Source organism: Selenihalanaerobacter shriftii (assembly GCF_900167185.1).
Classification (GTDB): domain Bacteria; phylum Bacillota; class Halanaerobiia; order Halobacteroidales; family Acetohalobiaceae; genus Selenihalanaerobacter; species Selenihalanaerobacter shriftii.
Window position 1 is genome coordinate 15,404 of the sequence record NZ_FUWM01000027.1, and the last position, 12,570, is coordinate 27,973.

General features: G+C 32.4%; 14 protein-coding genes, 11 tRNA genes and 2 rRNA genes. 1 reads left to right on the forward strand and 26 read right to left on the reverse strand.

Annotated features, from left to right (window positions below):
• Positions 1-175: 175 nt before the first annotated feature.
• Positions 176-721, reverse strand: coding sequence for a bifunctional pyr operon transcriptional regulator/uracil phosphoribosyltransferase PyrR (gene pyrR, locus B5D41_RS12350; RefSeq protein WP_078810968.1), 546 nt, complete (start codon positions 719-721; stop codon positions 176-178).
• Between the two features lie 307 nt (positions 722-1,028).
• On the opposite strand from pyrR, the gene B5D41_RS12355 reads away from it, so the two are divergent.
• On the forward strand, positions 1,029-1,223 hold the full coding sequence (locus B5D41_RS12355) for a ferredoxin (RefSeq protein WP_234983956.1): 195 nt from the start codon (positions 1,029-1,031) through the stop codon (positions 1,221-1,223).
• Between the two features lie 48 nt (positions 1,224-1,271).
• On the opposite strand, the gene B5D41_RS12360 is transcribed toward B5D41_RS12355, so the two are convergent.
• The 25 genes from B5D41_RS12360 to B5D41_RS12480 form a co-directional block, all read right to left on the reverse strand.
• Positions 1,272-1,667: an OsmC family protein gene (locus B5D41_RS12360; protein WP_078810969.1), complete on the reverse strand. Its 396-nt coding sequence runs from the start codon at positions 1,665-1,667 to the stop codon at positions 1,272-1,274.
• 194 nt (positions 1,668-1,861) lie between these two features.
• Positions 1,862-2,776, reverse strand: coding sequence for an RluA family pseudouridine synthase (locus B5D41_RS12365; RefSeq protein ID WP_078810970.1), 915 nt, complete (start codon positions 2,774-2,776; stop codon positions 1,862-1,864).
• A gap of 6 nt (positions 2,777-2,782) precedes the next feature.
• The gene (gene lspA / locus B5D41_RS12370; RefSeq protein ID WP_078810971.1) at positions 2,783-3,223 is read right to left on the reverse strand and encodes a signal peptidase II; all 441 of its coding nucleotides are present in this window, start codon (positions 3,221-3,223) and stop codon (positions 2,783-2,785) included.
• 113 nt (positions 3,224-3,336) lie between these two features.
• Positions 3,337-4,185 (reverse strand): TraR/DksA C4-type zinc finger protein, encoded by an 849-nt coding sequence (locus B5D41_RS12375; RefSeq protein ID WP_078810972.1) that lies wholly within the window; start codon positions 4,183-4,185, stop codon positions 3,337-3,339.
• Between the two features lie 101 nt (positions 4,186-4,286).
• Entirely contained in the window at positions 4,287-4,652 is a 366-nt protein-coding gene (locus tag B5D41_RS12380; RefSeq protein WP_234983957.1) for a DUF5665 domain-containing protein, read from the reverse strand.
• Between the two features lie 170 nt (positions 4,653-4,822).
• Positions 4,823-5,425, reverse strand: coding sequence for a nitroreductase family protein (locus B5D41_RS12385; RefSeq protein WP_078810973.1), 603 nt, complete (start codon positions 5,423-5,425; stop codon positions 4,823-4,825).
• A gap of 555 nt (positions 5,426-5,980) precedes the next feature.
• Positions 5,981-7,363, reverse strand: coding sequence for a site-specific DNA-methyltransferase (locus tag B5D41_RS12390; protein ID WP_159442963.1), 1,383 nt, complete (start codon positions 7,361-7,363; stop codon positions 5,981-5,983).
• Positions 7,364-7,518: 155 nt separating this feature from the next.
• Entirely contained in the window at positions 7,519-8,058 is a 540-nt protein-coding gene (locus tag B5D41_RS12395) for a tryptophan transporter (RefSeq protein WP_078810975.1), read from the reverse strand.
• Between the two features lie 84 nt (positions 8,059-8,142).
• Entirely contained in the window at positions 8,143-9,021 is an 879-nt protein-coding gene (locus tag B5D41_RS12400; RefSeq protein ID WP_078810976.1) for a selenium metabolism-associated LysR family transcriptional regulator, read from the reverse strand.
• 33 nt (positions 9,022-9,054) lie between these two features.
• Positions 9,055-9,525: an HAD family hydrolase gene (locus tag B5D41_RS12405; RefSeq protein WP_078810977.1), complete on the reverse strand. Its 471-nt coding sequence runs from the start codon at positions 9,523-9,525 to the stop codon at positions 9,055-9,057.
• Between the two features lie 166 nt (positions 9,526-9,691).
• Entirely contained in the window at positions 9,692-10,111 is a 420-nt protein-coding gene (locus B5D41_RS12410; protein ID WP_078810978.1) for a hypothetical protein, read from the reverse strand.
• Between the two features lie 210 nt (positions 10,112-10,321).
• The gene (locus B5D41_RS12415) at positions 10,322-10,684 is read right to left on the reverse strand and encodes a response regulator (RefSeq protein WP_078810979.1); all 363 of its coding nucleotides are present in this window, start codon (positions 10,682-10,684) and stop codon (positions 10,322-10,324) included.
• 137 nt (positions 10,685-10,821) lie between these two features.
• A tRNA-Pro gene (locus B5D41_RS12420) sits at positions 10,822-10,898 on the reverse strand.
• A 27-nt stretch (positions 10,899-10,925) separates the two neighbouring features.
• Positions 10,926-11,014 (reverse strand) — tRNA-Leu (locus B5D41_RS12425).
• A gap of 22 nt (positions 11,015-11,036) precedes the next feature.
• Positions 11,037-11,113, reverse strand: a tRNA-Gly gene (locus tag B5D41_RS12430).
• A gap of 26 nt (positions 11,114-11,139) precedes the next feature.
• Positions 11,140-11,216: transfer RNA gene (locus tag B5D41_RS12435), tRNA-Met, on the reverse strand.
• A gap of 88 nt (positions 11,217-11,304) precedes the next feature.
• Positions 11,305-11,381: transfer RNA gene (locus B5D41_RS12440), tRNA-Met, on the reverse strand.
• A gap of 13 nt (positions 11,382-11,394) precedes the next feature.
• Positions 11,395-11,470, reverse strand: a tRNA-Lys gene (locus tag B5D41_RS12445).
• A 10-nt stretch (positions 11,471-11,480) separates the two neighbouring features.
• Positions 11,481-11,556, reverse strand: a tRNA-Thr gene (locus B5D41_RS12450).
• 187 nt (positions 11,557-11,743) lie between these two features.
• Positions 11,744-11,821, reverse strand: a tRNA-Asp gene (locus tag B5D41_RS12455).
• Between the two features lie 7 nt (positions 11,822-11,828).
• A tRNA-Val gene (locus B5D41_RS12460) sits at positions 11,829-11,904 on the reverse strand.
• Between the two features lie 83 nt (positions 11,905-11,987).
• Positions 11,988-12,063 (reverse strand) — tRNA-Glu (locus tag B5D41_RS12465).
• Between the two features lie 38 nt (positions 12,064-12,101).
• A tRNA-Gln gene (locus tag B5D41_RS12470) sits at positions 12,102-12,175 on the reverse strand.
• Between the two features lie 33 nt (positions 12,176-12,208).
• Positions 12,209-12,325: ribosomal RNA gene (rrf, locus tag B5D41_RS12475) — 5S ribosomal RNA — on the reverse strand.
• A 67-nt stretch (positions 12,326-12,392) separates the two neighbouring features.
• Positions 12,393-12,570: ribosomal RNA gene (locus tag B5D41_RS12480) — 23S ribosomal RNA — on the reverse strand; the annotation flags it as partial.

Genomic DNA, 12,570 nt, shown 5'->3' on the forward strand with positions numbered 1-12,570 from the left:
TATTTCCTAAAACTTAATATTTAATAAGAAAAGACCTCCTTATAACCTAGTCAGGCTATAAGGAGGTCTAAAAATACTTACTCTAAACACATATATATTAGATAAGTAATTCTTCATCCCCTTATTAGCCTCACAGGACCAATTTAAAAGGGCCTTATTCTATTTTCTTAATTAGTTAGTCTGTATATTCTTTTAAAACAACTATATCTTCACCATCTACTTCTTTTAATTTAACCTCCACAACCTCACCAGTAGAAGTCGGCAAATTCTTTCCAACGAAGTCAGGCCTAATAGGTAATTCACGATGACCTCTATCTATTAAGATTGCTAATTGAATAACATTTGGTCTTCCTAAATCTACTAAGGCATCTAAAGCAGCTCTAACTGTCCGCCCCGTATATAAAACATCATCTACTAATACTACTTTCTTATCAGTAATATCAAATGGAATCTCAGTCTGATGCACAATTGGCTGCTGGGCCACAGTCGTTAAATCATCACGATAAAGTGTAATATCTAATATCCCATCTGCAACCTCTTCTCCTTCAATCTCTCCTATCTTGTCAGCAATTCTTCTTGCTAAAGGTACTCCTCGCGTTCTAATTCCAATAATAGCTAAATCTTCTAATCCATTATTTTTTTCTAAAATTTCATGTGCAATTCGAGTTAAAGCTCTTTGCATATCCTTTTCACTTAAAATATCTTTTTTATACTCTAGCAATTAAATACCTCCTGTTAATCAAATTAGACATTAAAAAAGCCTTCCCATCCCGCGAGGAATAAGAAGGCCAAAATTTATCTACATTTAGATATAATCTAACCTAAATAGTTAGACTAAATGTAAAGATTTCAACTTCCCTTATTAGTCTCACAGGACTAATTTAAAGGACTTTATTTACTTTGATTAATTAAATTCTAACATAATTCTTCTCTATTGTCAACACTCAATCAAATATTCAGAATTTTATTATTTATTAATAAAAATTCAGAATTTGTTGATACTATTATTGAAAGGAGTGATAAATTAAATGGCAAAAGCTATGAAGGTAGATCCAGAGCTTTGTATTAGCTGTGGTGCATGTATTGACACTTCTCCAGCAGTATTTGACTGGGATGATAATGAAAAAGCAGTAGCAATAGTAGATCAAATCCCTGAAAATGTTGAGGGGGATGCTATAGCAGCACAAGAAGGCTGTCCTACAGATGCAATTAAAGATGCATAAATTTTAAAAAGGGAGTGGTATTAATACCACTCCCTTAAAAATTAATTCTTACTTAAATTCATAATTATATGTAAGATTAGTCTCTTCTCTAATAGTATTTAACATACCACAGTTCTCTACTGCTAGATTTAAAGCTCTGTCCATCTTCTCTTCTGCAAGATCCTTAGCAGTAACTTCAAAATTAAATTCAATATCAACAAAGTATCTTGGAGACTCTTCTGCTCTTTCACCATTAACTTTAATATTTAAATCTTCTAATTCGATTCTCATTTTCTTTAAAACCATAGTTAAATGAATACTAACACAGCTAGCTGCTCCCATCAAAAATATTTCTGGAGGATTTGCTCCCTCCTTTTTGTGGCCATCAATACTTATATCAATTTCAGCATCACCTTTAGCATCGTACTTCATTTCTTCATTCCAATTTAACTCTACATTTGTCATAATATTTATTCCCTCCCAAATTTTAAATATAAAAGATTAAATTAATACTCCTTCCCTGGCGCAAGGGGGTTAATTAAGCCACCTCCTTTTGTGAATTATTATCAATAATTAATATTTGATCTATTTATTCTTACTTACTTACTAACTATCATTCCAACTAATACTAGAAAATCTAACTATTATCTCATTTAACATTAACCTTCTAAATCATTTAATACCTCTTTCATATCTACTGGAAGTTCTGCTTCAAATTCCATCCATTCATTCTTAGTTGGATGAGTAAAACCTAATCGATAAGCATGTAACATTTGTCGGTCAACTTTTAGGTTCTGTTTATTATATCCATAAGTTTGATCACCAACTATTGGATTATCTAAATAATCCATATGTACCCTAATTTGATGAGTACGTCCAGTCTCTAACTTAACCTCTACCCAAGTATAGTCTCCAAATCTTTTTAAGACTTCAAATCTAGAAACTGCTTTTTTACTATTATATTTTGTTACTGTCATCTTCTTACGATCTTTAGGATCTCTACCTATAGCTGCATCTATCTTCCCTTTATTGTATTGAACATTTCCTTCTACTAAAGTAAGGTATATCTTCTTTGTTTCTCTATCTTTAAACTGTTCAGATAAATTAAGATGTGCTTGATCATTCTTAGCTACTACCAATACTCCAGAAGTATCCTTATCTAATCTATGTACTATTCCTGGCCTTATCTTACCGCTAATTCCAGACAGATTATCACAATGATATAATAAAGCATTAACTAAAGTTCCACTCTCATGTCCCGGAGACGGATGAATTACTAAATCAGGCTGTTTATTAATAACTATTATATCACTATCTTCATAAATAATTTCCAATGGAATCTCTTCAGGTTTTAAATCAATTTGTTCGGGTTCAGGAACCATTAACTTAACTTTATCATTTAACTGTAAGCTATAACTACTCTTTTCTTCCCTACCATTAACGGTTACATTTTTTTTACCTATTAATTTTTGAATATACGTTCTCGATAATTCTTCATTCTGCTCAGCTAAAAATTTGTCTACTCGCTTGTCAACTTGTGCTTGATCAATTATAAATTCTATTTCTTCTGCCATTAACTATCACTCCATTCCATCCAAAATAATTGCCCAATAAAAAAAGATTCCAACTCCAATTACTATAGCTGAATCAGCAATATTAAATACAGGCCAAACTCTAAAATCTAAGAAATCGATTACATATCCTACTCTAATTCGATCTATTAAATTACCAATGGCGCCACCAATTCCTAAACCTGTGGCAATCTTAATTAATACTCCCTGTTTACTAATCTGCTTATATAAAGCTAATAAAATTATAATTACAAGTAAAGTAACAATAATAAAAAACAACCTCTGATTAGTTAAAATCCCAAAAGCTGCTCCAAAATTTTTAACATAGGTTAAATGAAATATATCTTCAATAAATGGAAGCGACTCACTCACATGAAAATTCTGGACTATAATTAATTTAGTAACTTGGTCTAAGATTAAAATTATTAATGCTACAATGAAAACTAACATCTATTCTGCCTCCATCTCTCATTAAACTCTATTTACATTTTAGTATAGTACTTATTTTAGCATAATTGAATAAAAAAAACAAGAGAGTTAGACTCTCTTGGTGTTAAAATTAGTTAATCTTCTTTCCATTCAAATTTTTCTTCAAAATCTGCACCTTGACTCATTTCTTCTTTAAATTCATCTTCTGTTGCTTCAGCTAATTCTTCTTCTAATTTTTCAACCTCTTCCATTTCACCTAAATCCTCTAGCTCATCTAATGCTTGAATATCTTCTAATTCTTCTGCTCCAGTAGTAGGCTGCCAGCTTACTATATTTTCATCATCGAATTCTTCATCTCCTGTTGTAAATCCTTGATCACTAACTCTATCTGTCCAATCTACGCTACCATGTGCTTCATTAGAATCTATATAAACATCAGCTTGTTCCACTGCGTCAGCAACATCTGAAGGAGTATTAGAAGTTCCATATTGTGCTACTGCTTGCCAACTATCTTCACCATCAAAACCAACATCTCCTGTATTATCATTAAAGGCTCGTCCATATGGCTCCAAAACATCTTCTTCAACTGGACGGTCAGTAGTTTCAAAAGCCATATCATACTTTTCTCTACATTCAGCACAGTAAGTAGTATAAGGCATTATATCCAGTCTTTCCTCATTAATTGACTGACCACATGATTCACAAACACCATAATTACCAGACTCTATTTGCTCTAAAGCATCTTCTACTTGCTTCAAAAGTTGATAAGCGTTATCTCTTAATCCTAAGTCTTTCTCCCGTTCATAAGTATTAAGCGCCTGGTCTGCAGGGTGATTATCATAATTAGAAAGTTCACTAGTCGATTCTCTAACACTATGACCTAAGCCGGTATAATTCGTATCATCTATATTTTCAATCTGCTCTAGTAATCGTTGTTTTTCCCTCAATAACTGTCTCTTATAATGCTCATTATCCTGATACATCTTTTTAATCTCCTCCTATTATGATTAAAATTATAATTAAAGACTACATTAATAACTTTGTACTTATTTAATAGTTTCTGTAGCTTATCATCATTTATTCATTACAAATTTTGTTTTACTATTCGAACCAACCTAGCAATATACTCTCCGATTACCGGCAGATTAAGATCGGCCATTCTAAATAAAATTGATAGAAAGATAGCGCCTAATAAAGTTGCTCCAACAACCACACCTAAACCTCTAGCTAAACCTGCTAAAAAATTAATATAAATCATTCTCTTAGGTGAGCGAATAATTTCAATATATTCTGCTACACCAAATTTATGAAAATCTTCTACCAATTTAATTAAAGTTCTTTTAATAATTGTTATATCTTCTTTATCAAAATCTTTTTCATCGAGATCAGTTAAATCATTTATATCTCTTTTTTCATCTCTATTAATATTTTCTTCATCATCTTTATCCACTATCTTTTGCCTCCTTTCGGCTCTCGAAGATATTATTAAACCACTTTATAAGTATATTATATTGATTAAAATATAACTTATTCTAAAATATATTTAATCATTCCATATAAAAAAGTGAGGGATTATTTATAACCCCTCACTTAAACTATAAATTATATTTAATCAGTTCCTTAAACTCTATCAACCACTATCTCATCTAATGATAATCTCGGTCTTGGGGCTGGATTTTCATCATAGTAACCGATTGGTATTAATGAAACCAACTCTAAATTATTATCTAATTCTAATAACTCTCTCGTTTTTGTTTTATTAAACATCATTATCCAACAACTACCTAAACCTAATTCTGTTGCCTGCAAAATCATATGTTCAATAGCAATAGTACAATTTAAATATAAATAATTCTTAATCTCTACCTCATCCATCTTTTTACCTTTATACTTAGATGTATCAATCTTCTCAAGTTCAGTTCCTTTAAATGCTCCAGCTTTATGTAATTCAACAATTCTTCTCTTTCTATTTTTTATAGAATTTTTATCAACACAACAGGCTATAACTACTGGAGCTTCTGCTACAAAATCTAAAGTACAATCTTTTAATCTATCTCTCATCTCTTCTGATTCTACCACAACAAATCGCCAAGGTTGAAGATTAGTTCCTGAAGGCGCTAATCTTCCAGCCTCTAAAATTTGATCTATATCTTCTTTACTTACCTTATCTTGATTAAAACTTCTAATACTTCTTCTCTTCTGAATAGCTTCTTTTACTTCCATTTCATATTCCTCCTAATTTTAAAATTTTAAAAAATAAAGGTAAAATAATATTTATCAAGAAATTATAAAAGGGTAAAATAATTTCAATCATGAAATTAACATATGTAAACATAATATAACTTACAATAAATAATACAATAAAGAAAGAGGTGATTTCTATGGCAAATCAGATTAAAATTACAGATAAAGCCAAAGAATTAATAGACAAAAAGTCCGGCCAAAAAGAAGCAACAATAACTTTCTTAAAAATATCAGGTGGCTGATGTGGCACTACTTATAAGCCTGTCGTGAATATAGGCAAGCCTGATAATTCTTTTAAGTATCAAACACGTGAAGTCGATGACTATAATATTTATCTTCACAAGACTTTAGCAAGAAACTTTAAAGATCAAGAAATAACCTTAGACTCTAGTGGATTTCTTTGGTTTAAATCCCTAACACTTAGAGGAATATCTTCTTATATATCATAAGACTTAAAGCCACTTTTTATTAGTGGCTTTTTCTTACATTCATAAACTTAGATATTACTCCTAACTTCATTATAACCCCCCTTATTTAATCTTCATTTATATCTACCTTAATTACTCTCAATACCTCATGACCTAAAATGTCACTAAGTTGAATAGCAACCTGATAATTCCCTGAATTTTGATAAGAATGTTGGATTTCTTTTTCTATTTTATCAGTCTGAATATAAGTTGGATTAAATGTACCTTTATAATTAAAATCAATGTGAACTGAACTAATTACCTGTATAAAATCTTGAATTTCAACATCTTGTTGCTGTTCTTGAAGTTTTTCTATTAATTCTGGTGAATAAAAATCAACTACATTAATAGTTAATTCTTTATTAACCAATTTTGTCTTCAAATTAACCGTCGGTTTCAGACCACTTTCATTTTCAACATCATTATATAATTTATTCGTAGAAACTGTGCTTACTTTAAAATCAACTTCAGAATTTAAATTTAAAATCCTATCTCTAGTAGTCTGGACAGCAACCTTATTTATATCAGCACCTATCCATCTCCTATTTAATTTTTCAGCTACTGATAAAGTCGTTCCACTACCACAAAAGAAATCCCCTACTATATTTCCTTCATCAGAAGCTAATTCAATTATTCTTTCTAATAATGATTCAGGTTTTTGGGTTGGATATGCTTCTTTTTGGATAGGAGCTACCCCTTTATCAACCCAAATATCAGATACCGGTGGTCCGTCACAATCTTTAAGATAAACTTTCTTTCGATAATTCCCCCCTCTAGTCTCATGAATTCTATTATCTTCCCACCATTCTTCCAACTTTTCTTTAGAATAAAGCCACTTATCGACTACTCCATTAAATTCAAAACTCTTCCGATTGGGAGTATTCTGTACTCCTCTTGCCACTAACGGCACTGTTTGATATAGTCCTCTACCATCATTATCATTATATGTAAATCTAGCTTTATACTCTTTAGTGGGAGGTCTATAAACCTGATTCCAAGTCATACTATCTTTATCTTTGGCATACCAAAGAATACTATTATGTTGTTTACCTAAACCTTTAGTTTGAGACTTGGAACTATTTGTAGCCTTCCATACTATTCTATTAATAAAGTTATCAGGTTTAAATATCTCATCCAACATTACTCTAAGGTAACTATCCATTCGCCAATCAAGATGAAGAAATATACTTCCTTTTTCACTTAAAAGTTCCTTCATAATCTGCAATCGTTCATACATAAACTGCAAATACTCTTCTAGCTTCCACTTATCATTATATTGTTTCTCTTCAACAAAAGTATAACCAATATCTAAATCAGTATTTTTTAATTTTATAGATTTATTATAATCTCTATTACTGCTAAAAGGAGGATCAATGTAAATTAAATCTATACTCTTTTGATAACCATTCAATAAATAAGCTAAAACCTGTCTGTTATCCCCTAAAAACAATTTATTCTGTCCATCTGCTTTTAAATCTCCATAGACCTCTTTTACTCGCGCTGAACAAGAATTGATATTATTTATTCTTTCTTTACCTGGCCAATCTAGGATAGGGAATCCCTCCTTCTATCATTAATTTAAGCTATGAAAAAACAGCCTAATTATTAGGCTGTTGAATTTACACTATTTACTTCTGTACTACCGGTCATCTGCTTAACATTAGACACAATAGGGTATAATATATATAAGAAAATTGTATTCATTACTGCAGTTGGTAAAACTATTGACAGAAAAAGCGCTTTAAAAGGTCCCGGTAAACCAACAATTAGTAAAGCACTTCCTAAAAATAAAGTTCCACTAATAATCGTACCTACCATTGCTATAATGCCTGCTTGTAATTTACTATTTAAATTCATACTTTTCATTAAAAGGATTATTCCTAAAATTAACATAGCAGTTAAGGGCTTATCAATTAAATTAGGTAGTTGCCCACCAGGAAAAGTAGTAGTAAAAGCTGAAATGATTCCTGCCACTATTCCTGAAATTAACGTCAATTTAAAATCCCTATAAAGCATAACCACTACAAATAACATAACTAAACTTAAATCCGGCCGCATTCCTAGTATAATTGGCGGCATAATACTATGCAAGACAAATCCAATAGCCAACATCAAACCTGCTTCTACAAATCTTCTCATTTTCATCTTCTCATCTCTCCTCTTCTATTCTAATCTAGTCTAATCTATTTATATTTTATCATATATTTATTAAAAGTAAAGGCTATATTACTAAAAAATCTCAATAAATTTTTTAATTAATAATTCTTCTTCCCGTTCTCTACGATACGCTAAAAATAATTTCCTACTTATTAACATATCAGCAACCTCAACTTGCTTAACTCTTCCACTATCTACTGCTTTTCTAGCTGCTAATTCTGATACAAATGAAATCCCTACTCCAGCTTCTACAGCAGAAATAATCGATTCAGTACTCCCTAAACGAACAACAATATTTAAATCACGTTTACTTATCCCTGCATCATTTAAACCAGCTAACATAGCTTTTCTAGTCCCAGAACCTTCTTCTCTAATTAACATTCTTTCCTGTTCTAATTCATTAATAGTTACTAAATTCTTATTAACTAATCTATGTTCATTAGGAAGAATTAAGACTAAACGATCCTCTAATATTGATATAGATTTAAATTCTTTTTTCTTTGGTTTAAAACCAACTATTACTAAATCTACTTCTCGATTTACTAAATTATCAACAATTTTAGCACTGTCGCCTACTTCCATCAAAACTTTTACTTCAGGGAACTTATTACAAAACTTAGCCAATAAATCTGGTAAAAGATATTCAGAGGGAATAGTACTAGCTCCGATTACTAATTGTCCATATGTTTCTCCTTTTAATCGTTCAACCTCTAATTTAGCCAGCTCCCAGTTATTTAATATCTGTTTAGCTTGATGATATACTACTTTTCCAGCAGGAGTAAGTTTAACTTCCCCTCCTTGTCTAAATACAAGATTAGTATCAAACTTTTTTTCTAAAGATTTAATTTGCATACTAACTGCTGGTTGAGTTAAATTTAATTCATCTGCTACTACTGAAAAACTACCTTTGTCTATTAACTTAACTAACATCTTTAAAGTCTTTAGTTGCATTCAGTTTAACCTCCTAACTACCTCTACTAAAAACTACTTTCTTAAAGAAGCAACTAAACGTTTCGGATTTAATAAAATATCTAAAACATCATTGATATTTCTAACTATTAAATCAGATTTCAATAAACTTTCAGTTGCTGCCCCTTCTAAACCTAAAATCAGTATTCCCAAACTAGCTCTTGCTAACATCAAAGTATCATTATTACCATTACCTACTGCAATTACGCTATCCTTATTTAAGTCTTGAATAAAATTTTCTTTAAATTTAGTTCCATTTTTTTTATCAACTATAACAATTTCTACATCTACATCTTTTAACTCTTTTTTTACAGTACCAAAAGTATCAGCAGTTAAAACATATATTTCAAAATCTATTGCTAATTTATCTAATTTCTCTTTAACTCCTGAAACTGGAATGCCATCACAAGCTAATGTACCATTATAATCAAATACTAATTTATCAATTTCTAAAACTTTATAATTAGGAATTTCAAAATCAAACAATTATTATTCCTCCTTTTTGCCTCCCATTAGTATCTCTAATTATATACTAACTATTATATTTCCGAAAGGATGAATAAACTCCTTCACAATTTGTTATACATCCCTAATTATAATAAATCCCTATGGTACTTGCAAGTACCATAGGGATTTATTATACAAAAATTATTCAATTATCATCCTCATTATCCATCTGCTCTATATACTTCTCATAAATATCAGTTAGAATTTGATTGCGAAGATCATCTTCAACAATAAACTCTTCATCTTTAGAACCATCCCAGTTAAGTAACAAGTTCTCTAATTCTTCACAATAACTACTATAATCTAATAAAAATTGAGTTGAATATTTTAGTAAAACTAAATCTCTAATCTCTTTCTGAAAATTAATAAAAGCTTTTCGTAATTGATCTAACTCATATTCAGCCATTTTTGTAGCAACTTCCATTTCGCCTTCTTCTAATGAATTAGCAGATTGGGGTTTATCATTATTAGAATGAGAAATATTCTTATCTTTATCCTGCAAGGCATTTTCACCAAATAGTTGTGCCATAATCTGTTGAAATCTTTCTTCTTCTTCTGAATTCATTCTTTATCCCCCTTTATAAAAGGAAGTTTATTTAGTAATAACTATAATATCTTTAAGCCCCCTTTATAATTTTCGTGATAAATTATAAAATCCCTCTTAAAAGTGCAATAAGATTTAGTTATACATACATTCTTAAGTAATGAAAATTGCATATTAAAAAGAGAGTAGGGGAATTCCCCTACTCTCTTTTATGATTTTTATATTTTTGATTTAGCCTAGTATTGAATCCAAAGTCTCTTTTACCTTATCTGGTTGAATTGGTTTAACTATAAAGTCCTTCGCTCCAGCTTCTAAAGCATCAATTACCATTGGCTTTTGTCCCATTGCACTACACATAATAATCTTAGCATTAGGATCAAAATCTAAGATTCCCTTAGTAGCTTCAATACCATCCATATCTGGCATAGTAATATCCATGGTAACCACATCAGGACTAAGTTCTTTATATAATTCAATAGCTTCTTGTCCATTTTCTGCTTCTCCCAATACATCATAACCATTATCTTCAACTAGTTGTTTTAACATAGTACGCATAAATTGCGCATCATCAACAATTAAAATACCTTTAGCCATTCATATGCTCCCCCTATAATTATGTAAGTATTTTATTCATTATATAACATTTTACAACAAATGTGAAGTTAAAATTAAAAAATAATAAATAAAAATCCCTTCATTAAAAGAAGGAATAAGATAAATCTATAAAGAAATGGTCGGAGCGAAAGGATTTGAACCTTCGACCCCCTGGTCCCAAACCAGGTGCGCTACCAGGCTGCGCCACGCTCCGATTAATAAAACTATTAAATTGTAAAAATGGTGCCGGGGGTGGGACTCGAACCCACACGGGCACAAAGGCCCATCGGATTTTAAGTCCGATGCGTCTGCCAATTCCGCCACCCCGGCAAAATATTATATATTCTTTTAATGGAGCGGGAAATCGGACTCGAACCGACGACACCCAGCTTGGAAGGCTGGTGCTCTAGCCAACTGAGCTATTCCCGCACAATATCATAATCATATTATAAAATTGGTTGCGGGAGGCGGATTCGAACCGACGACCTCCGGGTTATGAGCCCGACGAGCTACCGGACTGCTCTATCCCGCGTTAGTAATAAACTATTAAAGTATTCTCCGACACTCTAATTAATAATCAGTTATGGTATTAATTAAAGTATACATTATAAAATTAAAATTGGTTGCGGGGGTCGGATTCGAACCGACGACCTCCGGGTTATGAGCCCGACGAGCTACCGGACTGCTCTACCCCGCGTTAATAATATTAATGGTGAGCCATGGAGGAGTCGAACCTCCGACACCCTGATTAAAAGTCAGGTGCTCTGCCAGCTGAGCTAATGGCCCATGTTTTCAATGGAGCTGACGATCGGACTTGAACCGATGACCTGCTGATTACAAGTCAGCTGCTCTCCCAACTGAGCTACGTCAGCACACTTTAATAGTAAACATAACTCTGACAGTCAGCCTTGTTTTCTAGGCTGAGTGACACTAAGTTATCAATGTCAGTTATCAGTGTCAGTGGTCAGTGTCAGTTAAAAACTAAAACTACCAGATTAAGCACCAATATTATCATATCTATGCAGTCAGCCTCGTTTTTTAGGCTGAGTGATTGTTTGATGGCGGGGATGACGGGATTTGAACCCGCGACCTCCGGCGTGACAGGCCGGTGTTGTGGACCAGCTCTACTACATCCCCACATAAATGGTGGGCGAAACAGGACTTGAACCTGTGACCCCCTGCTTGTAAGGCAGGTGCTCTCCCAACTGAGCTATTCGCCCGCATATAATAATTAGTAAATTATTTTGGCATCCCTCTAGGTTTTAGAAAACAAAACCTTTCGTGCCTGATTAGTAAATTATTTTGGCATCCCCAAGGGGATTCGAACCCCTGCCGCCAGGATGAAAACCTGGTATCCTAGGCCACTAGACGATGGGGACCCAGATTAGATGACAGTTAACAATGTCATCTATTAAAATGGCTGGGATGGCTGGATTCGAACCAGCGATACAGGAGTCAAAGTCCTGTGCCTTACCGCTTGGCGACATCCCAACATTCTTAAAAGCTTTTTAAAATTATAATAATATTCGGCAGTGACCTACTCTCTCACAAGGCTACCCTTGCAATACCATCAGCGCTGGAGGACTTAACTGCTGTGTTCGAAATGGATACAGGTGTTACCCCTCCGCAATTACCACCGGAAATTTGTATACTTTTATTAAAAACTATACTTTCAAAACTGCACAATGATATTTGTATTTGTTTTGTCTAGATCAAATCCTCGATCTATTAGTACCAGTCAGCTAAAGATATTGCTATCTGTACACCTCTGGCCTATCTACCTGATAGTCTTTCAGGGATCTTACTAGAATTACTCTATGGGAAACCTTATCTTGGGATTTGCTTCGCGCTTAGATGCTTTCAGCGCTTATCTTCTCTGTACTTAG

Coding starts and splice junctions, on each gene's coding strand:
- B5D41_RS12355 (WP_234983956.1), top strand. CDS start 1,029: ATGGCAAAAGCTATGAAGGTAGATCCAGAGCTTTGTATTAGCTGTGGT.
- B5D41_RS12360 (WP_078810969.1), bottom strand. CDS start 1,667: ATGACAAATGTAGAGTTAAATTGGAATGAAGAAATGAAGTACGATGCT.
- B5D41_RS12365 (WP_078810970.1), bottom strand. CDS start 2,776: ATGGCAGAAGAAATAGAATTTATAATTGATCAAGCACAAGTTGACAAG.
- lspA (WP_078810971.1), bottom strand. CDS start 3,223: ATGTTAGTTTTCATTGTAGCATTAATAATTTTAATCTTAGACCAAGTT.
- B5D41_RS12375 (WP_078810972.1), bottom strand. CDS start 4,185: ATGTATCAGGATAATGAGCATTATAAGAGACAGTTATTGAGGGAAAAA.
- B5D41_RS12385 (WP_078810973.1), bottom strand. CDS start 5,425: ATGGAAGTAAAAGAAGCTATTCAGAAGAGAAGAAGTATTAGAAGTTTT.
- B5D41_RS12395 (WP_078810975.1), bottom strand. CDS start 8,058: ATGAAAATGAGAAGATTTGTAGAAGCAGGTTTGATGTTGGCTATTGGA.
- B5D41_RS12400 (WP_078810976.1), bottom strand. CDS start 9,021: ATGCAACTAAAGACTTTAAAGATGTTAGTTAAGTTAATAGACAAAGGT.
- B5D41_RS12410 (WP_078810978.1), bottom strand. CDS start 10,111: ATGAATTCAGAAGAAGAAGAAAGATTTCAACAGATTATGGCACAACTA.
- B5D41_RS12415 (WP_078810979.1), bottom strand. CDS start 10,684: ATGGCTAAAGGTATTTTAATTGTTGATGATGCGCAATTTATGCGTACT.